This window comes from Streptomyces sp. NPDC051173 (assembly GCF_040689515.1).
Lineage (GTDB): Bacteria > Actinomycetota > Actinomycetes > Streptomycetales > Streptomycetaceae > Streptomyces.
Genome location: NZ_JBFBBD010000001.1, coordinates 69,536 through 90,415 on the forward strand (window position 1 = coordinate 69,536; position 20,880 = coordinate 90,415).

21 protein-coding genes and 1 riboswitch are annotated in these 20,880 nt (G+C 71.2%); of the genes, 11 read left to right on the plus strand and 10 right to left on the minus strand.

What is annotated here, in order from left to right:
- Positions 1 to 178 precede the first annotated feature (178 nt).
- A complete protein-coding gene (hisC, locus tag AB0435_RS00315; protein WP_366004570.1) occupies positions 179 to 1,258 on the minus strand; it encodes a histidinol-phosphate transaminase in 1,080 nt (359 codons plus the stop codon).
- A gap of 377 nt (positions 1,259 to 1,635) precedes the next feature.
- Between hisC and AB0435_RS00320 the strand changes: the two genes are divergently transcribed.
- The 3 genes from AB0435_RS00320 (at position 1,636) to AB0435_RS00330 (ending at position 5,178) form a co-directional block, all read left to right on the plus strand.
- On the plus strand, positions 1,636 to 2,748 hold the full coding sequence (locus AB0435_RS00320; RefSeq protein WP_366004569.1) for a LacI family DNA-binding transcriptional regulator: 1,113 nt from the start codon (positions 1,636 to 1,638) through the stop codon (positions 2,746 to 2,748).
- Between the two features lie 272 nt (positions 2,749 to 3,020).
- A complete protein-coding gene (locus tag AB0435_RS00325) occupies positions 3,021 to 4,118 on the plus strand; it encodes a metallophosphoesterase (RefSeq protein WP_366004610.1) in 1,098 nt (365 codons plus the stop codon).
- Between the two features lie 181 nt (positions 4,119 to 4,299).
- Positions 4,300 to 5,178, plus strand: coding sequence for a hypothetical protein (locus AB0435_RS00330; RefSeq protein ID WP_366425831.1), 879 nt, complete (start codon positions 4,300 to 4,302; stop codon positions 5,176 to 5,178).
- 76 nt (positions 5,179 to 5,254) lie between these two features.
- Here AB0435_RS00330 and AB0435_RS00335 read toward each other — a convergent pair whose 3' ends face one another.
- Entirely contained in the window at positions 5,255 to 5,458 is a 204-nt protein-coding gene (locus AB0435_RS00335) for a helix-turn-helix transcriptional regulator (RefSeq protein WP_366425832.1), read from the minus strand.
- Positions 5,459 to 5,566: 108 nt separating this feature from the next.
- Here AB0435_RS00335 and AB0435_RS00340 point away from each other — a divergent pair, with 108 nt between their 5' ends.
- Positions 5,567 to 6,037, plus strand: a complete 471-nt coding sequence (locus AB0435_RS00340; protein ID WP_366425833.1) for an NUDIX hydrolase — start codon at positions 5,567 to 5,569, stop codon at positions 6,035 to 6,037.
- Positions 6,038 to 6,182: 145 nt separating this feature from the next.
- Here the strand turns inward: AB0435_RS00340 and thiC are convergent, their stop codons facing one another.
- Positions 6,183 to 7,955 (minus strand): phosphomethylpyrimidine synthase ThiC, encoded by a 1,773-nt coding sequence (thiC, locus tag AB0435_RS00345; protein ID WP_366004565.1) that lies wholly within the window; start codon positions 7,953 to 7,955, stop codon positions 6,183 to 6,185.
- Positions 7,949 to 8,088, minus strand: a riboswitch (TPP riboswitch). (Overlaps the previous gene by 7 nt.)
- 62 nt (positions 8,089 to 8,150) lie before the next feature.
- Here thiC and AB0435_RS00350 point away from each other — a divergent pair.
- The 3 genes from AB0435_RS00350 (at position 8,151) to AB0435_RS00360 (ending at position 11,446) form a co-directional block, all read left to right on the plus strand.
- Complete coding sequence (locus tag AB0435_RS00350) at positions 8,151 to 9,509, plus strand: YibE/F family protein (protein WP_366004564.1); 1,359 nt, start codon at positions 8,151 to 8,153, stop codon at positions 9,507 to 9,509.
- Between the two features lie 18 nt (positions 9,510 to 9,527).
- On the plus strand, positions 9,528 to 9,728 hold the full coding sequence (locus AB0435_RS00355; RefSeq protein WP_361519339.1) for a hypothetical protein: 201 nt from the start codon (positions 9,528 to 9,530) through the stop codon (positions 9,726 to 9,728).
- 146 nt (positions 9,729 to 9,874) lie between these two features.
- Positions 9,875 to 11,446 carry an SPFH domain-containing protein gene (locus AB0435_RS00360; protein WP_366004563.1) on the plus strand — a complete coding sequence of 524 codons (1,572 nt, stop codon included), beginning with the start codon at positions 9,875 to 9,877 and terminating at the stop codon, positions 11,444 to 11,446.
- On the opposite strand, the gene AB0435_RS00365 is transcribed toward AB0435_RS00360, so the two are convergent.
- The 3 genes from AB0435_RS00365 to AB0435_RS00375 form a co-directional block, all read right to left on the minus strand.
- The gene (locus AB0435_RS00365) at positions 11,443 to 11,889 is read right to left on the minus strand and encodes an SsgA family sporulation/cell division regulator (RefSeq protein ID WP_361519345.1); all 447 of its coding nucleotides are present in this window, start codon (positions 11,887 to 11,889) and stop codon (positions 11,443 to 11,445) included. The two genes, AB0435_RS00360 and AB0435_RS00365, sit on opposite strands and share 4 nt — an antisense overlap.
- A 306-nt stretch (positions 11,890 to 12,195) precedes the next feature.
- Positions 12,196 to 12,414: a DUF5326 family protein gene (locus tag AB0435_RS00370; protein WP_366004562.1), complete on the minus strand. Its 219-nt coding sequence runs from the start codon at positions 12,412 to 12,414 to the stop codon at positions 12,196 to 12,198.
- Between the two features lie 161 nt (positions 12,415 to 12,575).
- Complete coding sequence (locus AB0435_RS00375) at positions 12,576 to 12,893, minus strand: cupin domain-containing protein (protein WP_366004561.1); 318 nt, start codon at positions 12,891 to 12,893, stop codon at positions 12,576 to 12,578.
- Positions 12,894 to 12,987: 94 nt separating this feature from the next.
- On the opposite strand from AB0435_RS00375, the gene AB0435_RS00380 reads away from it, so the two are divergent.
- The 4 genes from AB0435_RS00380 (at position 12,988) to AB0435_RS00395 (ending at position 16,317) form a co-directional block, all read left to right on the plus strand.
- Positions 12,988 to 13,368, plus strand: a complete 381-nt coding sequence (locus AB0435_RS00380) for a phage holin family protein (protein ID WP_366004560.1) — start codon at positions 12,988 to 12,990, stop codon at positions 13,366 to 13,368.
- A gap of 92 nt (positions 13,369 to 13,460) precedes the next feature.
- Positions 13,461 to 14,636, plus strand: a complete 1,176-nt coding sequence (locus AB0435_RS00385) for a cystathionine gamma-lyase (RefSeq protein WP_366004559.1) — start codon at positions 13,461 to 13,463, stop codon at positions 14,634 to 14,636.
- Positions 14,637 to 14,853: 217 nt separating this feature from the next.
- The gene (locus tag AB0435_RS00390; protein WP_366004558.1) at positions 14,854 to 15,753 is read left to right on the plus strand and encodes a LysR family transcriptional regulator; all 900 of its coding nucleotides are present in this window, start codon (positions 14,854 to 14,856) and stop codon (positions 15,751 to 15,753) included.
- Between the two features lie 54 nt (positions 15,754 to 15,807).
- Entirely contained in the window at positions 15,808 to 16,317 is a 510-nt protein-coding gene (locus AB0435_RS00395; RefSeq protein ID WP_366004557.1) for an NUDIX domain-containing protein, read from the plus strand.
- Positions 16,318 to 16,321: 4 nt separating this feature from the next.
- Here AB0435_RS00395 and AB0435_RS00400 read toward each other — a convergent pair whose 3' ends face one another.
- The 4 genes from AB0435_RS00400 to AB0435_RS00415 all read right to left on the minus strand — a co-directional run bounded on the left by AB0435_RS00400 (position 16,322) and on the right by AB0435_RS00415 (position 20,871).
- Positions 16,322 to 17,992, minus strand: coding sequence for a globin domain-containing protein (locus AB0435_RS00400; RefSeq protein WP_366004556.1), 1,671 nt, complete (start codon positions 17,990 to 17,992; stop codon positions 16,322 to 16,324).
- Between the two features lie 214 nt (positions 17,993 to 18,206).
- Positions 18,207 to 18,830, minus strand: a complete 624-nt coding sequence (locus AB0435_RS00405; protein ID WP_366425834.1) for a haloacid dehalogenase-like hydrolase — start codon at positions 18,828 to 18,830, stop codon at positions 18,207 to 18,209.
- Between the two features lie 32 nt (positions 18,831 to 18,862).
- The gene (locus tag AB0435_RS00410; RefSeq protein WP_366004554.1) at positions 18,863 to 20,257 is read right to left on the minus strand and encodes an FtsW/RodA/SpoVE family cell cycle protein; all 1,395 of its coding nucleotides are present in this window, start codon (positions 20,255 to 20,257) and stop codon (positions 18,863 to 18,865) included.
- Positions 20,258 to 20,436: 179 nt separating this feature from the next.
- Positions 20,437 to 20,871 carry a heme-binding protein gene (locus tag AB0435_RS00415; protein ID WP_366004553.1) on the minus strand — a complete coding sequence of 145 codons (435 nt, stop codon included), beginning with the start codon at positions 20,869 to 20,871 and terminating at the stop codon, positions 20,437 to 20,439.
- Positions 20,872 to 20,880 lie beyond the last annotated feature (9 nt).

The following is a 20,880-nucleotide window of genomic DNA, read 5'->3' on the forward strand; positions in this document are numbered from 1 at the left end:
AGGGGGTCCCCCCAGCCGTGGACCCGGTGCGCTTCGGCCAAATCCGGAACGCCGGCTTCGACCGGCGGACCGGTTGTCGGCCCGGCTGTCGGCGGCCCGGGCGGCGGGCCCACAACGCCGACGGGCCGGGGTACGCGGTCTCCCCGCGCACCCCGGCCCGCCCCGAAGGCCCCGCCTTCTACAGCTCCTTGCGGAACGCCCCCGCCACTTCGAGGAAGAGGTCGTTCGCCGCCGTCTCGCCGATCGTCGCGCGGACGCCCTCGCCCGGGAACGGCCGTACGACCACGCCCGCCCGCTCGCAGGCCGCCGCGAACTCCGCCGTGCGCTCCCCCAGCCGCAGCCAGACGAAGTTGGCCTGCGTCTCCGGCACGGTCCAGCCCTGCCCGGTCAGCGCGTCGACGACCCGGGCGCGCTCCTCCACCAGCGCCTGCACCCGCTCCCGCAGCGCGTCCTCGCTCCGCAGCGAGGCGATCGCCGCCTCCTGCGCGATGTGGCTCACGCCGAACGGGACGGCGGTCTTGCGCAGCGCCGCCGCGACGGGCTCGTGCGCGACGGCGAAGCCGATCCGCAGCCCGGCCAGGCCGTACGCCTTGGAGAAGGTGCGCAGCACGCAGACGTTCGGGCGGTCGCGGTAGAGGTCGAGGCCGTCGGGGACGTCCGCGTCACGGACGAACTCGATGTACGCCTCGTCGAGCACGACCAGCACGTCGGCCGGCACGCGGTCCAGGAAGGACTCCAGCTCGGCCCTGCGCACCACGGTGCCGGTGGGGTTGTTGGGGTTGCAGACGAAGATCAGCCGGGTCCGGTCGGTGATCGCCGCCAGCATCGCGTCGAGGTCGTGGACCTCGTCGTCCGTCAGCGGGACCTGCACCGGAGTGGCGCCGGAGACCTGGGTGATGATCGGGTACGCCTCGAACGACCGCCAGGCGTAGATCACCTCGTCGCCCGGCCCCGAGGTGGCCTGCACCAGCTGCTGGGCGACGCCCACCGAGCCGGTGCCGGTGGCCAGGTGCGTCACCGGCACGGAGAAGCGGTCCGCGAGTTCGGCCATCAGGCCCGTGCAGGCCATGTCGGGGTAGCGGTTGATGGTGCCCGCCGCGTCGACCGCCTTCTCCAGCACGCCGGGCAGCGGCGGATAGGGGTTCTCGTTGGAGGACAGCTTGTACGCGACGGGGCCACCCGCCGCGGCGGGCCGGCCCGGCTTGTAGGTCGGCACGCCGTCCAGGGCGGGGCGCAGCCTCGGGGTCTTCTCGGTCACCGCGGGTCCTCCTCGACATCCCGTGCGCTCGCACCCGCACGGGCAGGCCGCACACGAATAGCGGACATGAATACTGCACACCTTAAGAGGATTCACCGGGGCAGCGTCCAGAGCAGGGGGAGCGCTCCCGAAACTTCTGCGCGCCGGTGGCGGACGCCGTGGCGCGCATCACCCATGAAGGTGAGTTGAGACCTCTTCGAGACCTGGGGTGATAACCGGAGGCGGATATGCCAGAGGCCAATGGTTCACCATCCACCCGGACAACTCTCTGTATTTCCATGGTCATTGGGTGGAATTGTGCTTGCAGAAACGTGCCTGTCAACAGCCAAATGGAGCGCCGCGCCAACGCGCGACCCGAGCCCTACTATCGGCTCGCCATGACAGCAGCAGGGAAGCATCAGGTGAGCCGGGCCGAACCATCCCGCAGGGGCGGCCGGCACGGACGGGCGGGCATCCGGGACGTGGCCGCCGCCGCCGGTGTCTCGATCACGACCGTCTCCGACGCGCTCAACGGCAAGGGCCGGCTACCGGACGCGACCCGCCGCCATGTCCGCGAGGTCGCCGACCGGCTGGGCTATCGCCCCTCCGCCGCGGCCCGCACCCTCCGCACGGGCAAGTCCGGGCTCATCGGCCTGACCGTGACCACGTACGGGGATGAACCTTTCACCTTCACCGAGTTCGCGTACTTCGCCGAGATGGCCAGGGCCGCCACCTCCGCCGCGCTGGCCCGCGGCTACGCCCTGGTGATCCTCCCCGCCACCTCGCGCCACGACGTGTGGTCCAACGTCGCCCTCGACGGCACCGTCGTCGTCGACCCCTCCGACCACGACCCGGTCGTCTCCGAACTGGTCCGCCAGGGCATCCCGGTGGTCTCCGACGGCCGGCCCGCGGGCTCCCTCCCGGTCACCGCGTGGGTCGACAACGACCACGAGGCAGCCGTCCTCGGCATCCTCGACCACCTCGCGGCGGCCGGCGCCCGCCGGATCGGCCTGCTGACGGGCACCACCACCGACACGTACACCCGGCTGTCCACCCATGCCTACCTCCACTGGTGCGAACGGGTGGGCCAGGACCCGGTCTACGAGAAGTACCCCGCACACGACCCCTGCGCCGGTGCCGTGGCGGCCGACCGGCTGCTCGCCCGGCCCGACCGGCCGGACGCCGTCTACGGCCTGTTCGACCCCAACGGCACGGACCTGCTCGCCGCCGCCCGCCGCTACGGCCTGCGCGTCCCGGACGACCTCCTGCTGGTCTGCTGCAGCGAGTCCACCGTCTACGCCGCCACCGAGCCGCCCGTCACCACGCTGTCCCTCAAGCCCCGGCGCATCGGCACCGCGGTCGTCCAGCTCCTCATCGACGCCATCGAGGGGCTCGGCAGCGGGCAACCGGTCGAGCAGGTGATACCGACCGAACTGATCGTCCGGACGTCCTCCCAGCGCCGCCGGCCGCGCACCACGGTCAGCCCGCCACGCGGCCCCGCCTCGGATTAAGGAACGCTGCGGGACGCCGCGTGGGCCCCTCGGGGTCAACGCGCCGTTTCCGGGCCGCCACACCTTTGCCAAAGCCGTGAGGAGGGCGCACGGGGCGCGGAGACCCGGGGGCGAATGACTCAATTGGGGAGAAATGACCGGCGCGCGCACCCTCCCGCCCCGATTGACGGCCCCTGGTGCGTCACAAGGCGCGACGGTCATTCCTATGATGGGCGCACGACACCACGGACCGCCGTCGACCAGGCAAGGTCCACAAGGTGCACGGCGGCGCGATGGTGGAGGGGTCGATGACTCAGGGGGCCGGTCAGGGACCCGCGGCACGGACCACGGCGGCGATGCCGCCCTTCCCCGGGTATGCCGCGCCCCCTCCGCATGCCCCCATGCCGCCGTACGACCACGCGGCCCCGCCCGTGCAGCCGCCGCCGGCCGCGCCGGAGGGCTACACCCCCACCGAGCGCGACCTGCCCGTGATCGGCCAGGCCGTCCCCGACGACGTGCCGACCGTCGCCCTGACGCCCCTCCCCGAGCAGCACGCGGCCCCGCGGCCCGGCCTCGGCCCGCTCTTCGTCGTGGGCGACGTCCACGGCTATCTCGACCAGCTGCACGCCGCGCTGGAGGCGCAGGGCCTCATCGACGCGAACGGCAGCTGGTGCGCGGGCAACGCGCGCCTGTGGTTCCTCGGCGACTTCACCGACCGCGGCCCGGACGGCGTCGGCGTGATCGACCTGGTGATGCGGCTGTCCGCGGAGGCCGCGGCCGCCGGCGGCTACTGCAAGGCCCTCATGGGCAACCACGAGCTACTGATCATCGGCGCCAAGCGGTTCTCCGACACGCCGGTCAACTCCGGTGCGGGAACAGCCTCCTTCCAGGCGGCGTGGCTCCTCAACGGCGGCCAGCGCACCGACATGGAGCGCCTGGAGGACCACCACCTCCAGTGGATGTCGCGGCTCGACGCCATGGCGGAGGAGGACGGACACCTGCTGGTGCACTCCGACACCACCGCCTACCTCGACTACGGCGACTCCATCGAGGCCGTCAACGACGCCGTCACCGAGGCGCTCCAGCGCAACGACGCCGACGAGTGCTGGGACCTCTTCCGGAAGTTCACCAAGCGGTTCGCCTTCCGCGACGACCCGATGGCCGTACGGGAGCTGCTGGACACCTACGGCGGCCGCCGTCTGGTGCACGGCCACAGTCCGATTCCGTATCTTCTGGGCGAGGTCGGCGCGGAGGACGCGGACGGCGAGGAGGGCGGCTCGCCCGCCGTCGACGGTCCGCATCTCTACGCGGACGGACTCGCGCTGGCGATGGACGGAGGGGTCACGATGGCCGGAAAACTGCTGGTGGTGCAACTTCCCCTGGGTGGATGAGGGTTCAGGGGGTAGGTCCACGGGCAGGTAGGGAGTTCCACCGGCCCGGGGCAATTCACGAAACACACTGTCACCGTGCGCCGGTACCGCTCTACCATCGGCTTATCCGTAGCAGGCTCTCCTCCGTTTCCGCCCACTGCCCGGTGCAAGCCGGCAAGAAGGCCCTACGGAGCATCGGGGGATGCACATGAACAGCGCTCCGCACCTGCTGGCCGAGGACCGCCCGGAATTCGAGCGGGTTCTCGACCAGGCGTTGCGTACCGCCGACCATGACCCGGAACTGGCCGCCGCGATAGGACAGCGGCTCAATGCCGAGCAGTTGCGCACCATGGCGCTCAATGCCATGACCGCCATCTCGGCGTGCGCGACCACCGAATACCAGAACTACGTAAGGGCGCGCGACGCTCTGCGCGCGCTCTCCGCGAGCGTGCACCCCCAAAATGTGAGCGCCGGGGGCGCGCACGGCGATGAAAGCGCCCCCGATGGTTTCGGCCTCGCGGACAGCGAGATCGTGGAGTCCTCCGGCGCGGGCGCCGGTGCGGTCGTCGCCGTGCTGGCCCCGGTGCTCGCCGGGATAGCCGCGCTGATCTTCCTCCTCGTCGGCTACGTCCTGCGGACGGTCGGCTCCAACCCCTCCGTCGGCGAGCCGATGATCACCATCGGCTGGTGGTTCGCCGGGCTCACCGCCGCCGGTGCGTTCGTCGCCATGATCGGCATGGTGGTGACCGCCCTGCGCAACGGCGTCGGCGAGGGGACGGACGCCCGGGGCGCCGGGCTGAGCGACGAGGCCGACCGGGCCGGTGAGGCATGGCGGCAGGCGCTGCTCCACCGCGGCATACTGCCCTTCCTCCGCGAAGCCCTGGCCAACGCCCCGGTCAACACGCCGCCTTCGTACGTCCCGAGGCAGCACGAGGGCCACAGCCGGACCCCCACCCTGGGGTACTCGCGCCCGGGCTTCACCAGCCCCGACAGCGAGGCCTCCCCGCACGTCCGCCCGCGCTACACCAGCCCCGACTTCACCAGCCCGGACTACGGCGGCCCGGACAACCGTCCGGGGTGACCGCCGGACCGCCGCACGGCACACGCGAGAGGCCCCGGCACCGGCCGGGGCCTCTCGGACCGTGCGGCTGAACGCCTCAGCGCTCCGCGGGAAGCAGCGCGTCGGCTAAATCCATGAGCATCTTGACGTTGTTCACCGGGATGCGGCCGGCTTCGACGCGGTAGACCCAGTCCTCGGACCGGTTCAGCAGCTCCGCGAGCTGCCACTGGTGCAGCCCCCGCCGCTCCCGGTAAAACTTCACGCGCTCGCCGAACGCCCGGTGATCGGTCATGCCGCGCATCGTCGCCCTCCCGTTACTACGCCAGGTCGAGTCTCACACGCTGCGCGACGCCAGGGGAGAGAACGGAGTAGCCACAGGGCCAGGAAGTTGACTCAGTAGGCTCGCCACATGACGGAGACCGAGCAGGAACAGCGCATGGCCCGCCCTCGCATGGCAGCAGGGGCATTGTTCTTCAACGACCAAGGGCACGTGCTGCTGGTCCGTCCCTCGTACAAGCCCAAGTGGGAGATCCCCGGCGGCTACATCGAGACGGGCGAGTCTCCGCTTGCGGCGTGCAGGCGCGAGGTCCTGGAGGAGCTGGGCATCACGCCGCCCATCGGCTCCCTGCTCGTGGTGGACTGGGCGCCCAGCGAGAACGAGGGCGACAAGATCCTCTACATCTTCGACGGCGGGCAACTCCAGCAGGACGAGCACGACGCGATCAGGCTTGACCTGGCCGAGCTACTGGGTGCCGAGTACCACCCTGTGGACGCCCTCGACGAGCTCTTGATCCCGAGGCTGGCACGTCGCGTGAAGCAGGCGATCAAGGCCCGCGGACAGGCCCAAACTCAGTACCTCGAACACGGCGTTCCCGCGTAGCGGACAGCGGGACGGCAGCACAGCCGACAACGCAAGCGCACCCGAGGTCAGCGCACGCCCACTTGGGCGTGATCAGCACAAGCCAGGAAGATCGCATCTACGGAGGGGGCCCAACGACGGAGCCCCCTCCGCCAGGTTGTCGAACCTACTCCGCCAACGGCAGGTAGACCCGGTTCCCCGCCGCCGCGAACTCCTTGGACTTCTCCAGCATCCCCGCCTCGATCTCCTTGTCACTGGCCGGACCTGCCAGGTCAGGAGCGAACTGCTCTGTGATGCTTCTGCTAATTTTCATGGAGCAGAACTTGGGCCCGCACATCGAGCAGAAGTGCGCCGTCTTCGCGGGCTCCGCCGGCAGCGTCTCGTCGTGGAAGGCGCGTGCCGTGTCCGGGTCGAGCGCCAGGTTGAACTGGTCCTCCCAGCGGAACTCGAAGCGGGCGTCGGACAGCGCGTCGTCCCACTCCTGCGCGCCCGGGTGCCCCTTGGCGAGGTCCGCCGCGTGGGCCGCGATCTTGTACGTGATCACACCGGTCTTGACGTCATCGCGGTCCGGCAGGCCCAGGTGCTCCTTGGGCGTGACGTAGCAGAGCATCGCCGTACCCCACCAGGCGATCATCGCCGCGCCGATGCCCGAGGTGATGTGGTCGTACGCGGGCGCGACGTCGGTCGTCAGCGGGCCGAGCGTGTAGAACGGCGCCTCCTCGCAGATCTCCTGCTGGAGGTCGATGTTCTCCTTGATCTTGTGCATCGGGACATGGCCCGGGCCCTCGATCATCGTCTGCACGTTGTGCCGCTTGGCGATCGTGTTGAGCTCGCCCAGCGTCCTCAGCTCGGCGAACTGCGCCTCGTCGTTGGCGTCCGCGATGGAACCGGGGCGCAGGCCGTCGCCGAGGGAGTACGTCACGTCGTACGAGGCGAGGATCTCGCAGAGCTCCTCGAAGTTCTCGTAGAGGAACGACTCCTTGTGGTGCGCCAGGCACCAGGCGGCCATGATCGAGCCGCCGCGCGAGACGATGCCGGTCTTGCGGCGCGCCGTCAGCGGGACGTAGCGCAGCAGCACGCCCGCGTGGACGGTCATGTAGTCCACGCCCTGCTCGGCCTGCTCGATGACCGTGTCCTTGTAGATCTCCCAGGTGAGCTCCTCGGCCTTGCCGTCGACCTTCTCCAGGGCCTGGTAGAGCGGCACGGTGCCGATCGGCACGGGGGAGTTGCGCAGCACCCACTCGCGGGTGGTGTGGATGTTGCGGCCGGTCGAGAGGTCCATGACCGTGTCGGCGCCCCAGCGGGTCGCCCAGGTCATCTTCTCGACCTCCTCCTCGATCGAGGAGGTGACGGCGGAATTGCCGATGTTGGCGTTCACCTTGACCAGGAACTTCTTGCCGATGATCATCGGCTCGATCTCCGGGTGGTTCACATTGGCGGGGAGCACGGCCCGGCCGGCCGCGATCTCCTCGCGGACGGTCTCCGGGGAGACGTTCTCCCGGAGGGCCACGTACTCCATCTCCTCGGTGATCTCACCCCGCCGGGCGTACGCGAGCTGGGTCACCGCGGCGCCGGACCGGCCCCGGCGGGGCTGGCGCGGGCGGCCGGGGAAGACCGCGTCGAGGTTCTTCAGCCCCCCGCGCGGAGAGGTGTGCTTGAGGCCGTCGTCCTCGGGGCGCATCGGGCGCCCCGCGTACTCCTCGGTGTCGCCGCGGCCGATGATCCAGCTCTCCCGCAGCGGCAGGAGGCCACGGCGGACGTCCGTCTCGACGGCCGGGTCGGTGTACGGGCCGGAGGTGTCGTACAGCCGTACGTCCTGCCCGTTGGTGAGATGCACCCGCCGCACCGGAACCCTGAGGTCCGGCCGCGAGCCGGTCACGTAGTCCTTGTGCCAGCCGATGGGACCGGTTTCGGACGTGCGTGCATCCTGCGAGGTCATGAGACCAGAACTCCCTACGCCGGCATTACCCGGTAACAGGTTCGGCGGTCGACGCAGCGATTCCCGTACGTGCCAGCCGTACGGAGGTCAGCGCCCTCTCAGCCCGGTGCTCCGAGCTCCCGCGATTGCAAAGGTGCCACCACGCTAGCGCTTCCCCCGTCCGGAGGACCAGAGGGGGTTGCGATGATGCGGGGCGTGACCCCCACGGAACCGCAAGCCCCCGCCGACGTCCCCCGCCCGAGATCCCACGGGCATGCCCATGGGCACTCCCACGGCCACTCGCACAGCCACGGACCGCCCACGCCCGTCTCCGCGCACCTGCGCAAGGTGATCGCGGCCGTGCTCATCCCCTTCGCCGTCGCGGTGCTCGCGGGGCTGATCGTGATGTGGCCGGGCGGCGCGCCTCCCCACAAGCACTCCGGCCTCGGCCTCGACCAGCAGACGCGGTCGGGGCGGGTGGTGAAGATCGAGGAGATCGACTGCGCCAAGGCGGGTGCCACGCCGCAGCAGCAGTCCCCGCAGCCGGGCGGCGGCCCGCCGGCGGCGCAGGGGCCGTGCGAGAAGTCGGAGATCGAGGTCACCTCGGGCCCGGACAAGGGCCGCACCTTCACCGAGCTCGTGCAGCCGAGCGCCTCGCGCCACTACACGGTGGGCCAGGAGGTCCTCCTGGCGTACGCGCCGAAGGCACCCGAGAACCTCCAGTACGCGGTCACCGACGTGGACCGGACGCTGCCCATGGCGCTGCTCGCCGGACTGTTCGCGCTGGCCGTCGTGGTGGTCGGCCGGCTGCGCGGGGTCTTCGCGCTGGTCGCGCTGGTGGTCAGCTTCGGCGTGCTGACGATGTTCATCCTCCCGGCGATCCTGCACGGTTCCGACCCGCTGCTGGTGGCCGTGGTCGGCGGCAGCGCGATCATGCTGATCGCGCTGTACATGTGTCACGGCCTCAACGCGCGGACGTCCGTGGCGGTCGTCGGCACGCTCACGTCCCTGATGCTCATCGGGCTGCTCGGCGCGCTGTTCACGCAGTGGGCGCACCTGACGGGCGACACCGACGACCAGACCGGCCTGGTGCACGGCCTCTATCCGGAGATCGAGATCCGCGGCCTGCTGCTCGCCGGGATCATCATCGGCTCCCTGGGTGTGCTCGACGACGTCACGGTGACGCAGACGTCGGCGGTGTGGGAGCTGAAGGAGGCTGATCCGAGCGCGAGTTGGCGCAAGCTCTACGGCTCGGGGATGCGCATCGGACGGGACCACATCGCGTCGGTGGTCAATACGCTGGTGATGGCGTACGCGGGCGCGTCCCTGCCGCTGATGCTGCTGTTCTCGATCGCGGACAGCGGGATCGGGCGGGTCGCGACGAGCGAGATCGTCGCGGAGGAGATCGTGCGCACGCTGGTCGGCAGCATCGGGTTGGTGGCCTCGGTGCCGGTGACGACCGCGCTGGCGGCGCTCGTTGTCAGTGCCGACCGGCACAATACGAAGACGCGGGCGAGGAGCGGCCCGAGGGCGCGGGGGGCGTCCCGGGGCGGGAAGCGCCGCCGGGCGAAGTGATCGCGGGAGGGGGAGCCGGTGATCGGGGAGCAGGGCAGGGTGACGGGGACGGTCGGCCCGGGGCTGGTCGGCGAGGTGATCGTGCGGGTCAGGGGCGGTGCCGAGGCGTTCCTGGCGTACGCGGTGGAGGCGGGCGAGCGCCTGGAGCGGGGCACGGTGGTGGTGATCGTGGAGTATCAGCCGCCGCGCACGGTCTATGTGGCGGCCGCCTACGGCTGATTCGCCCGGTGTGAGCGGGGGTTCGCGGGGCACCAGGCGTCAAGAAAGCGCCAAGACGCCCGGGCCTCTTCACCACTGGCCTGCGCAGGAGCACACTTTCGATCACAGGGCTCCGCACCCAGGAGCCGTCAAAGGGGGGATGAGCGATGCTCATCGGCATCGTGGCGGGGGTCGTCGTCATCGGCGTCGCCGTCGTGATCGGGCTGTTCAAGTTGATGTGGCGGGTGGCCGAGCCCAATGAGGCGCTGGTCATCTCCGGTTCCAAGCACCGCACCGAGGGCCTCGAGGAAGGCATGGGCTTCCGGATCGTCACCGGGCGCGGCACGCTCGTGCTGCCCGGGGTGCAGGTGGTGCGGAAGCTGTCGCTGGATCTCAACGAGGCCGAGCTGAACGTGGATTGCGTCACCCAGCAGGGCATCCCGCTCAAGGTGCACGGCGTGGTGATATTCAAGGTGGGCGACGACTTCGTGTCGATCGCGAACGCGGCCCGCCGCTTCCTGGACCAGCAGAAGCACATGGGCGACCGGGTGCACAACGTCTTCGCGGGTCACCTGCGCTCGATCGTCGGCGGGTTGACGGTCGAGAACATGATCCGCGACCGCGAGCGGCTGACCGGTGAGACCCGGGCCGCCTCGGGCTCCGAGATGGAGAAGCTGGGCCTGATCATCGACTCCCTGCAGATCCACGAGATCCAGGACCCCACGGGCTACATCAAGAACCTCTCCGCGCCGCACGCGGCGGCGGTCCACCGGGACGCCCGGATCGCCCAGGCCGAGGCGGACCGGCTGGCCACGGAGGCGGAGCAGCAGGCCGCGGCCCGGATGTCGGAGGCGACCCGGGACAGCGAGATCCTCCGGGCCGGCTATCAGGCCGAGCGGGACAGCGCGGCGGCCAAGGCCCGGCAGGCGGGTCCGCTGGCGGAGGCCGCGGCGCAGCAGGAGGTCGTGGTCCAGGAGACGCGGGTCGCCGAGCTCGCGGCGCAGCGCAAGGAGCAGCAGCTCCAGGCGGACGTCCGCAAGCCGGCGGACGCGGCGGCGTACGAGAAGCGGACGCTGGCCGAGGCGGAGCGTGACGCCCGGATCTCCGCGGCGCAGGCGAAGGCCCGGGAGACGGAGCTGGCGGCGGCCGCCGAGGCGACGCGGGTGAAGACGGCGGCGGGCGCGGAGGCGGAGGCCACCGAGGCGCGCGGTACCGCGGCCGCCGCGGCGACGAGGGCGACCGGTGAGGCCGAGGCCGCGGCCGCGCAGGCCAAGGGTCTGGCGGCGGCCGAGGCGGCGAGGGCGCAGGGTCTGGCCGAGGCGGAGGCGATCAAGGCCAGGGCGGCTGCCCTCGCGGAGAACCAGGAGGCGGTGGTCGCCCAGCAACTGGCCGAGAACTGGCCGGAGATCGTGCGGGCCGGGGCGGCGGCCTTCGGAAACGTCGATCATATGGTGCTGTTGAACGGGGCGGACGGCATGTCCGACCTCTTCGCGAAGGCCCTGACGATGGGCGGCACGGGCCTGGGCCTGGCGCGGCAGCTGCTCGCGAGCATGGGCACGGCACAGGGCCCGGGGGCGGACGGCCTCGGCGGCCCGGCGGCGAACGGCGCCGGTGGCAACGGCAACGGCACTACGGGGAGCCCGGCGGGCCCGGGGTCCGCGGCCGCGCCGCAGGGCGCGGCGCCCCGCCCGGAGCGGGTGCCGGTCCAGAAGGACGAGGGAGGCATTCCGGGCCGCTAACCAGCGTTCTGTCCCTCGGGGTTGCCGGCGAGGATGTTGTCGAGAGCGGCCGCGAGGTCGTACTCGAAGTCCGCGACCGAGCGCTCCTCGCCGAGGGGTGCGATGCGGTCGGTCCGGTCGAGGAACGCCACGAGAGGCGCCGCCCCGGCCCGGAACAGGGCCCCTTCGCAGCCCACTTGCAGCCGGATGAAGACGTCCGAGAGGTGCTCGGTGGAGGCGGGGGCGATGTGCACATCGCCCTCGCCGGACGGCTGGCTGAGTCCGTCGAGCAGCAGCTCCCGGGCGAACGCCCAGGTCACCGGGGCGTCCCCGGGCAGGTGAAAGGTGAATTTCACCGCATAAGGGTCACTGCTGTCGTAGACCAGCCCGACCGGAATCCGGAAGGACAGCTCCTCGGAGACGAGGAACGTCATGATTACTTCTGCCTGAACCGTTTCACGCATCGCCCAATGCCCCGATTCGTCGTTTTGGCCGGGATTGGCTCCTTATGGCCATAGACTCCGTCATCCGACGGCATCCATGGATCACAGGGAGTGATATTTCAGATACCGATAGAGATCGAGAGTGAGCTTACGAGCTCTATGACTCTGGAGCGTAGCGACTCGACTACGGGGCGGAGTCGTTCCGGGCGTTTAACGGCGCAGAATTCGCCACAGCCGTCAACACCGACCGCGGGCGACAGTCGGAAGGCGGTGCCGGGGGCCGGTGCGGGTGACGTACTCCTGTCTCCCGCACACCGATGGGACGCCTTACCAGTCGCCCTTGGACGACGAGGACGACGTGAACTTCCTGACGACGAAGATCAGGCCACCGACGAGCGCCACCAGCAGCAGCGCCTTGAAGAGCAGCGCGATGACGAAACCGAGCGCGGTCATGATCAGGCCGCCGAACACCATCAGGACGAGGACCGGCACGGCGATCCACTTCACCCACCACGGGAGTCCTGCGAAAATCCCCTTCTCACCCATGTCGTCGTCCCTGCTTTCCGCTTCGTGGAGCTCTTCGATGGAGCCGGAGCGGAACTGCTCCGGCCTCGCTCTCGATGCTAGGACGGCCCGGTGGGCCCGCGGGGGCCCCGTGGCCCCCGTCCGTCCCTGAGCGACCCCCTACGGGATCCCGGGGTCCCCCCTCAGCTCTCAGGCGGAGAGAAGACCACCAGAACCCTCAGATCCTCGCTGATGTGGTGGAACCGGTGCGGGACTCCGGCGGGCACGTACACCACGCTCCCCCGCGCCACGTCGGTCGTCTCGTCGCCCACCGTGATCGCCCCGCGGCCGCTCATGACCATGTAGACCTCGTCCTGCGTGTGCGGGGTCTGCGGGTCGGTGTCCCCCGCGTCCAGCGCGTAGAGGCCGACCGACATGTTCCGCTCGCGCAGGAACTGCAGATAGGCCCCCTCGTTGGCGGCCCGCTCCGCCTCGAGCTCGTCCAGCCGGAACGCCTTCATCTCTCGACCACCTCGTTACCGTCCCTCGCTGTCACTTCGCTGTGCGTCACAGCTCGGGACCTCGGCAGCCGATCCCGTCTGCAACGATCTCACCATGAAGAATTTCGTAGTCAAGACGATCGCCAACGCGGCGGCCCTGGCGGTCGCCATCTGGCTGCTCAAGGGCATCACGCTGTCCGGTGAGAACACCGTGCGCAAGGTGCTCACGCTCATTCTCGTCGCGCTCGTCTTCGGCGTGGTCAACTTCATCGTCAAGCCGGTCGTGAAGCTGCTGTCCTTCCCGCTCTTCATCCTGACCCTCGGGCTCATCACGCTCGTGATCAACGCGTTGATGCTGCTGCTGACGTCCTGGCTGGCGGGCAAGCTCGGGCTGGCCTTCCATGTGACAGGCTTCTGGAGCGCCTTGGTCGGCGGCGTGATCATCTCGATCGTGGCCTGGGCGATGCACATGATCCTGCCGGACGAGAAGGACTGAGGCCCGAGGACCCGGGGCCCGAGGTGCCGCGGGCACCGCACCTCCGACGGAACGGGCGCGGCACGCGCGAGACACCACCTGAGGGAGCACACATGACGGGCGACGGCACCCGGGTCGTACGGGCGGGTCTTCCGGAACCGCGGCCGAACGAACCGGCGCTCCCCGGGCCCGCCTTCGCCGCCCACTTCCACCTGCCGGGCGAGGTGGGCGGCCCGTACACCTACGGCCGCGAGGCCAATCCCACCTGGACCGCGCTGGAAGACGCCCTCGGTGTGCTGGAGGCCCCCGACGGCGGGGCCGAGGCCGTGGTCTTCCCGTCCGGCATGGCCGCGATCTCGGCCGTGCTGCTGTCCCGGCTGCGCCCCGGCGACACCGCCGTGCTCCCCGGCGACGGCTATCAGCTGCTGCCCGCGCTGCGGGAGCGGCTGGAGAGCTTCGGCATCGCCGTACGGACCGCGCCGACCGGCGGCGACGCCCAACTGACCGCGCTGGAGGGCGCGCGGCTGCTGTGGATCGAGACGCCGTCCAACCCGGGTCTCGACGTGTGCGACATCCGCCGTCTCGCCGAGGCCGCGCACCGCGAGGGCGCGCTCGTCGCCGTCGACAACACCCTCGCCACCCCGCTCGCCCAGCGTCCCCTGGAGCTGGGCGCCGACTTCTCCGTCGCCAGTGGCACCAAGGCGCTCACCGGCCACGGCGACGTCCTGCTGGGCTACGTCGCCACGCTCGACCCCGGGCTCGCGGCGGGCGTACGGGCCTGGCGCAAGGTCACCGGGGCGATCCCCGGCCCCATGGAGGCATGGCTGGCCCACCGTTCGCTGGCCACCCTCCAGTTGCGGGTCGACCGGCAGGCCGCGAGCGCGCTCGCCCTGGCCGAGGCCCTGCGCGACCGCCCCGAGGTGACAGGCCTGCGCCACCCCGGCCTGCCCACGGACCCCGCGCACGAGCTCGCCGCGCGCCAGATGCATGGCGGACGCTTCGGCTGCGTCGTCTCCTTCACCCTCCCGGACCGCGAGCACGCGGAACGTTTCCTCAGCGCTCTGCGACTTGTCGACGAAGCCACGAGCTTCGGCGGCGTCCGGTCCACGGCCGAACGCCGCGGCCGCTGGGGCGGCGACGCGGTGCCGGAAGGTTTCATCCGCTTCTCCACAGGGGTGGAGGACACCGAGGACCTCGTCAACGACGTGTTGACCGCGCTCGACCGGGCCGCACCGGACCGATCCGCGCTGGACCGATCCGCTCCGCACCACGGCGATCCGGTCTCCTGAACCGAGCGCTTCCGGAAGCACGTTGGCCCCGCCCAAGAAGACGGCTCAAGCCTCCCCCTCTTGGCTTGAGCCGCCACGGCCGGCCGGACAACACACGACGCGCCGCGCGACCAAGGCTAGTTGACTCTGCGTCAGTGTCCAATCACGCGGGAGACACAGCCCTATCGACTTATTTATAGTTCCCGTACCAGGGGGTGTCCGGCCCAGGGGAGACAGCATGGATCTGACCCTGTTACGCACTTTCGTCACCGTGCACCGGGCCGGGTCCTTCACCCGGGCCGCCGCGCTCCTCGGGCTCTCCCAGCCGGCCGTCACCAGCCAGATACGCGCACTGGAGAAGCAGTTGGGGCGCCCCCTCTTCCTCCGGCAGGCGCGCGGCGTCACCCCCACCGGCATCGGCGACGAACTCGCCCACAAGGTCGCGCCGCACGTCGACGCGCTCCTGGAGATCGCCGAGGCCGGCGGGCTGGACGACCCGTCCGCCACCGCCACGCTGCATCTCGCCGGCCCGCCCGAATTCCTCGCCCTGCGCGCCCTGCCCGCGCTCACCCCGCTCATCACCGAGGGCCTGGCCGTCCGCGCCGCGCACGGGACGGCGGAGGAGCTCTTCGAGGGGCTCGCGGCGGGCCATCACGAGCTCGCGATCACCACTTCGCGCCCCCGTGGGCGCCTGCTGACCGCCACCCCGCTCTGCGACGAGGAACACGTGCTGGTCGCCGCGCCGCGCTGGGCCGCCCGCCTCGGCGGCGCGGCCGTACTCCGCGACAAGGGCGCCCCGGCCCTGGAGCACCTGCCCGTCGTCGAGGTCCACGAGAGCCTGCCGCTCGTCACCCGCTACTGGACGGCCGTCTTCGACACCAAGCCCGTCACCGACGGCAGCGTCATCGCCCCCGACCTGCGCGCCGTCCTCACCTGCGTGGCCGCGGGGGCCGGGCTCGGCGTGCTGCCCCGCTATCTGTGCTCCGACGCGCTCGACACCGGTGAGATCGTGGCCCTGCTCGACCCGCCGGTCCCGCCGCTGCGCACCTATTTCCTGGTCGTCCGCACCGGCAGCCTGGCCCACCCGCACCTCGCCCGCGCACACGAGTGGCTCCTGCGCGCTGCCGTCTCCTGGTGAGAAAGTCCCGCACGGAAGGGTTTCACCGGGGCGGTCACGCGGCAGATGTCCCCTATGACCGAACGTCCAGTGGTCAAGCGCACCGCCCGTGCCATCCTGCTCGACAGCACCGCACCAGGGTCCACCGGCGACTCCGATCTCGAAATGATCCTCATCAAGCGGACCAAGCCCGGCGAGGCCCCGTACTGGATCACTCCCGGCGGCGGCATGGAGCCCGAGGACTCCAGCGTCGTCGCCGCCCTCCACCGTGAGGTCGACGAGGAGCTCGGCGCCAAGGTCGTCGACATCGTCCCGGCCTTCGTCGACACCGTCCCGCACTCCGCGAACCATGCCGCCCACGGCGTCAAGGTGCAGCACTTCTTCGTCTGCCGCCTCGCCTCCATGGACTACTCGCTGCGCCACGGCCCCGAGGTGGACGAGCCGTCCGGGACGTACGAGGTGGTGCGCATCCCCTTCAGCCGCGCGGGGATCGCCTCCGTCGAGCTGGTGCCACCGTCCCTGCGCGCCTACCTCGACGCGAACATCGAGGGCGTACGGGCACTCCTCGCGGAAGACCTCGGCTGACGCGTCAGCCCGGCACCGCGCCCGGCTCGTCGAGCGAGTCGTGTCTGATCCGGTCCGAGGGAACGCCGATGCGTCTGAGGGTGTCCACACCGCTGCGGATCATCCCCGGGGGCCCGGAGAGATACGCGTCGTAGGCGTTCCACGGGCCGTACTGCCGGACGATGTGCGGCAGTTGCCCGACGAGAGCGCGGGTCGGGCCCTCGGCGACGACGGGGCGGACGGACAGCCAGGGGTGCGAGCGCTGCAACCGCAGCATGGTGTCGATGTCGTAGAGGTCGTCGTCGTGGCGGGCCCCGTAGAAGACCTCGACGGGGCGGCGCCTGCCGTGCTCCGCGACGTCCTCGACCAGCGCCTTGATGGGCGCGATGCCGGTGCCACCGCCCAGGCACAGCAGGCCGTTGTCAGTGGTGTGGTCCACAATCATGGAACCGGTGGGAGGACCGAGTCGCAGGACGTCGCCCGGGCGGGCGCGATGGACGAGCGCACCGGACACCCACCCGGCGGGAACGGCCTTGACGTGGAAGGAGAGCAGCCCGTCCTGGCGGGGCGCGGCGGAGAAGGAGTAGTGCCGCCACACGCGCGGCCACCAGGGGGTCTCCAGGCTGGTGTACTGCCCGGCGACGAAGGGATAGGGCTGATCGGGCCGTACGGTCACGACGGCGACGTCCGGCGTGCGCAGTTCATGACCGATGATCTCGGCCTGCCACCAGGCGGGGGAGCGCGCCTCGTCCTCGGCGGCCGCGTCGATCATGATCTGTGAGATCGCGGTGTAGACCCGCACCCAGGCGGCCTCGGTCGCCTCGTCCCAGGAGTCCCCCGCGTAACGGGCGAGCGCGGCGATCAGGCACTCGCCGACGGCGGGGTAATGCGTGGGCAGCGCCCCGTACTTGCGGTGGCCGCGCCCGAGTCCGGAGAGGTAGGCGGTGAGCGTGGGGACGTCGTCGGCATGGCGTGCGGCGGTCAGCAGCGCCTTGAACAGCCGGTCGCGCTGGAGATCCATCGCGGCGGGGAAGAGGGCGCGCAGATCGGGGTGGCGTACGAAGAGCAACGCGTAGAAGTACGAGGTCACCTTGTCGGCGACGGGCTCGATCCCGGCCAGCGTCCGTCTGATCGCCAGGGCGTCGGGAGAGGGCGAGCGCCCGGCCGCGGGAGGCGGCGCGGGACGGGTGGGACGGTCCGGCGGGCCGTCGGCCGGGCGCTGGTGCTCAGCCTGGGGGCCGGGCGCGAACCACGGTGGTTCGGGGGCCGGTTGACGGAGCTGAAGGGGAAGGAGCGGAGGGGGCTCGTCCGGGCGGTGCGGGAGGCCCGGCGGGTGTTCGGGCGGCGCGGCCGGGTGTTCCCGCCGCGGCTCCTGTCGCTGTTCCTGCCGCTGCTCCTGCCGCACGGAGTGGCCGTCCGGCGGGTTCGCGTAGTGGCGGCGTACGGGGTCCGCCGGGGGCCGGTCCGCGGGGCGGTCGGGGGCCACCGCCCGCACGGGCACCCACTTCGCGGCGCGTACGGCGCGGCGCTCCGGCGTGCCGCCCGGCGGATCGTCGGCCGGGCCTGCGTCCCGCTCGTCCGGAGGGCTGCCGCCCGCCCGCTGCCCCGGAGTGGTGGGCCGGGTGAACCAGCCCCGGTCACCCCGGCCGGCGTCGCTGCCGCCGTCACCCGTCGTGGTGGTCGGAGCGTCCCTCATCGTCTCGCCTCGAACATGTCTCGGTCGGTCCTCCCCCTTCCGGCCGGGCCGGAAGGTGCCGTCCGCGCAGCATGTCATTTCCTGTGGGGCCCCGGGGAAATAGTGAGAACTCCGGGTAATCACACGGTCGTTGAGGCTAGGCTGGCCCGCTTCCGGCCCCGGGAGGTTCCGTCCGTCCGTCCGGCCGGCAGGCGGGTGAGCGCCGGCGGGCAGGTCAGCGCACCAGCTCGTAGGCCGCCCTGAGGTCCGTGCCCGCGTACGCGTGCGCCGCCGCGTCCCGCACGTGGTGATCGGCGTTGACCGCCACCGACACCCGCACGGCCGCGAAGAGCTCCGTGTCCGACATCGAGTCCCCGTACGCCACGCAGTCCGCCCGGCTCAGCCCGTACCGCGCGCAGAGTTCGTCCGTGATCCGCACCTTGGCGGCCGCGTCGAGGATCGCCGTCGGGTCGACGGGGTCGCGGAAGGGGACGGCCGGCCAGCCGGAGCCGTGGGTGGCGTCCGCGCCCCAGGTCAGCAGGCGGTCCACGAAGAAGTCCGGGGACAGCGAGATCACCGCGCACCGCTCGCCGCGGGCGCGGATGTCCGCCCACACCTCCCGGATGCCCTCCATCCAGGGCGCGTCCTCGAAGGCGGCGGCGACGTGTTCCTCGGTGAGCCCGCTCCACAGCTCGCACGCCAGGGCGGCGAAGCGGGGCGGGGTCAGCTCCCGGGCGACGAACGCCCGCTCCAGTTCGGCGATCTCGCGTTCCAGGCCGAGTTGCCGGGATATCTCGACGGCCGCCGCGGACCCGCGTATCAGGGTCCCGTCCATATCGAAAACGTGCAGTCTGGTCACAGTGTCCGAGGGTAGGCGCACCGCCCGCGGACTCAGCGCCTGATCATCTGGGTCGCCTGCTCGTCGAGGTCGCCCGAGGGCTCGGGCGGGGGCTTGCGCGCCGAGTCGCTGATCTTCAGGAGCACCGCGATCAGCACCCAGTTCGCCACCTGGGAGGAGCCTCCCGCGGCCAGGAACGGCAGGGCCTTGCCGGTCAGCGGCAGCAGCCCGGTGACGCCTCCCGCGACCACGAAGACCTGGAGGGCCAGCGCGCCGGCGAGGCCGGTCGCCAGGAGCTTGCCGAAGGAGTCCCGGGCGTCCAGCGCCGTCCGCAGACCGCGCTCGATCAGCAGCGCGTACAGCAGGAACACGGCCATCATGCCCGCGAGCCCCAGTTCCTCGCCGACCGTGGTGAGGATGAAGTCGCTGCGCCCCGCGAAGCCGATGAGATCGGAATGGCCGCGTCCGAGGCCGGTGCCGAGGACGCCGCCGCTGCCGAAGCTGAACAGCGCCTCCGCCGCCTGCGGCGAGGTCAGACCGGCCGGCGGGTGCGGAAGGTAGTAGTCCATGGGGTGCAGCCAGGCGACGATCCGGCCGTGCACATGCGGCTCCATGGAGCCCACGACGAACGCCCCGACGGCGAACATGCCCAGGCCGGACACCACCCAGCTGGGCCGCTCGGTCGCGGCGTAGAGCATGATGACGAACAGCCCGAAGAAGATCAGCGACGTGCCGAGGTCCCGCTCGAAGATCAGCACGAGCAGGCTCAGCACCCACACCGCGGCGATCGGCCCGAACTGCCGCCCGCGCGGCAGATAGAAGCCCAGCACCCGCCTGCTGGCCAGCGCCAGCGCGTCCTTGTGCATGGTGAGATAGCCCGCGAAGAACACCGCGATGGCGATCCTGACGAACTCACCGGGCTGGAACGACAGCGCCCCGAGCCGGATCCACCGCTTGGCGCCGTAGGAGTCACCGGGGAAGAAGGCCGGTGCCATCAGCAGCACGAGGGCCGCGAAGACGGTGACGTACGCGTACCGCTGAAGGTGGCGGTGATCCTTGAGGAAGACCAGGACGGCCAGCAGGACGGCCAGCCCGATGGCGCTCCACATCACCTGGTTCGAGGCGGCCGGCGGGGAGTGGTAGCGAATCGCGTACGAGATGTCGAGCCGGTGGATCAGCACCAGGCCCAGGCCGCTCAGCGCGAAGGCGAGCGGCAGGATCAGCGGATCGGCGTGCGGGGCGAAGCGGCGTACCGCGAAATGCGCCAGCGCGGCGGCGGCCACCAGACCGAGGGCGTAGCCGAACAGCTCGCCCGGCAGCTCACCGGCCGTGGCCAGCCCCACCGAGGCATAGCCGAAAAGCGTCAGCAGCACTGCCCCGCCGAGCAGCAGCAACTCCGCGTTCCGGCTGCGCGCCGTGCGGGCCGTGGCCCTTCCACCAGCGCTCATCCTGTCTCCCTCGGCTCTGACGTCCCCGCCTTTGCGACGGGGAAGCGCACTTCTCCTTCACTCAAGGAGGGTCGCGACGAGGGAAAAGGTTGCGTGATCGCGCAACCTTTACCGAGGTCTATCTCACGTGGGCCGGTCGGAGGGGTGCCGGGGCCCCGACGCGGGGCCCCGGCGGGCGGTCAGCCGACCGGCACCGCCGCGATCGCGGCGGCCGCGATGCCGTGGTCCTGGTCCGGCGCGCCGCCGCCCACACCGATCGCGCCGATCAGCCGGCCGTCACGCCGCAGGGGAACCCCGCCCGCGATGAAGAGCAGCGGCCGGTCCAGGGCGGTCGGCAGCGTGTGGAAGAGCCCGCCCGGCTGCACCGCCTCGACCAGGTCGGCGGTCGGCGCGTCCAGCTGCGCCGCGGTGAACGCCTTGCGCGTGCTCGTCTCCCCCGCGATCAGCACGGCCCGGTCGTCCCGGCGGAAGGCCAGCAGGTGGCCGCCCGCGTCCAGGACGGTGACGGCGATCCGTACGCCCTGCTCGTCGGCGGCCCGGCGGGCGGCGGTGACGAGGGCGTCCGCTTCGTCCGTGGTGAGCGGGCGGACGGTGGTGGAGGTGGTGTCGGTCATGAGGTGGTG